The following is a 1,330-nucleotide window of genomic DNA, read 5'->3' as shown; positions in this document are numbered from 1 at the left end:
ACCAACTGCTCTACCTTCTTTAAGAATGAATCAAACAGATAAAGCTCATGGTCATACGACCTGACTATTATCCAATTATATGACTGAAACGTTTTTATAATAATTTTTCAATATAAGCGGTACTACTGCTTATACCGGGGTTTAGAATAGGTGGTTTATCTCTTGCGTTACTTTGAATAATCGTCACAAATATTGTTGACAACCTAATTATTAATAAACTATAGTTTGCATTTTTGACATTATCGTGTATATTCGTCTTTATGAATATACACGATAAAAAAGGATGTATGGCAATGGAAAAAAAGGTACATGACATCTCACTTACTGATCATGAAATATCTTTGATACATACTTCATTAAGTAATCTTCAACGAGATCTGATAAACCGTTTTAAGTCTCTTAAAGAAGTGACAGAAGACGGAGAAGAGGTTTGGATTGGTGATTATGACAGAATGCAGCTAGATGTCATCGATATGTTACAGAAAAAACTCTCAGAGATTTAAAGTAACTTTAAATAACATTATATCGCCGTAGCCTTGCTTTAAAAAAACCTTATCAACCATCACTCCTTGATCGGTCAATAAAGATATAAGAGACCTAAAACCCTGCCTCTTCTTGTGTTAGTGGACTGATCTTAATAGGTACTGCAAATAACCATGCCATACCCGCTGTACAATAAAAACCATTATCATCAAAAGAGACAATGCGAGCAGTAAAGTCGTTATCGACTTGGTCCGACATGGCCTCTTCGTCACTGTTATCACTTACTGCACACCATATCTGCGTGTCACCACGGCTCAACATTGCCCGTGTAAGTTCACTACCCATCAATTCTTGATACATTCTAACTCCTCCTAAATTAATTCATTATTAAACCTTGAAAAACCTTGTAGTTTAATACTGTGATAAACAAGGAAAATTAAGTACATCTAAAAACACCTTATCCTGAGATTTTTGATAAAACAAGGTTATAGATGTATGGAGGGTGAATGTTATAAGTAATTGTTTTTTTTATCTATTTAGAATTGTATAAAAGGTCTTTTCTATGGTGTGAACGGTTGTTTGCTAAAGAAGTTGAGTAACTTAAAGAAGTATGCCTCAAAATCCTATTTCGTTTTGACTCAGCTCAACTCTACGAACAGGCACCGCATGCATCCATGATTCTCCTTTGTTACAAATAAAGCGATCGTCTTTATAAGTAACGATAGGATAGATACCGCTATAGTCATCTTCATGAATAGCAGTCAAAGCTTGTTTATCACTATCGTTACTGACCGCACACCATATCTGCTTATCACCGCGACGCAACATTGCACGGGCCAAATCACTA

The 1,330-nt window shown here is 35.3% G+C and carries 3 protein-coding genes; 1 reads left to right on the top strand and 2 read right to left on the bottom strand.

From position 1 onward, the window contains the following. Positions 1 to 287: 287 nt before the first annotated feature. Positions 288 to 503 carry a hypothetical protein gene (locus tag ACS8FD_RS14840; protein ID WP_299221194.1) on the top strand — a complete coding sequence of 72 codons (216 nt, stop codon included), beginning with the start codon at positions 288 to 290 and terminating at the stop codon, positions 501 to 503. A 94-nt stretch (positions 504 to 597) separates the two neighbouring features. On the opposite strand, the gene ACS8FD_RS14835 is transcribed toward ACS8FD_RS14840, so the two are convergent. Next, entirely contained in the window at positions 598 to 843 is a 246-nt protein-coding gene (locus tag ACS8FD_RS14835; protein WP_299221196.1) for a hypothetical protein, read from the bottom strand. 255 nt (positions 844 to 1,098) lie between these two features. After that, positions 1,099 to 1,330 (bottom strand): hypothetical protein (locus ACS8FD_RS14830; protein WP_439276420.1); only part of this gene is annotated, 232 nt, incomplete at its 5' end.

The sequence above is a fragment of the Psychrobacter sp. 1U2 genome (assembly GCF_051847575.1).
The sequence above is the reverse complement of the archived record's forward strand: the minus strand, read 5'-3'. Positions and strand labels throughout refer to the sequence as shown.

Coding starts and splice junctions, on each gene's coding strand:
- ACS8FD_RS14840 (WP_299221194.1), top strand. CDS start 288: ATGGCAATGGAAAAAAAGGTACATGACATCTCACTTACTGATCATGAA.
- ACS8FD_RS14835 (WP_299221196.1), bottom strand. CDS start 843: ATGTATCAAGAATTGATGGGTAGTGAACTTACACGGGCAATGTTGAGC.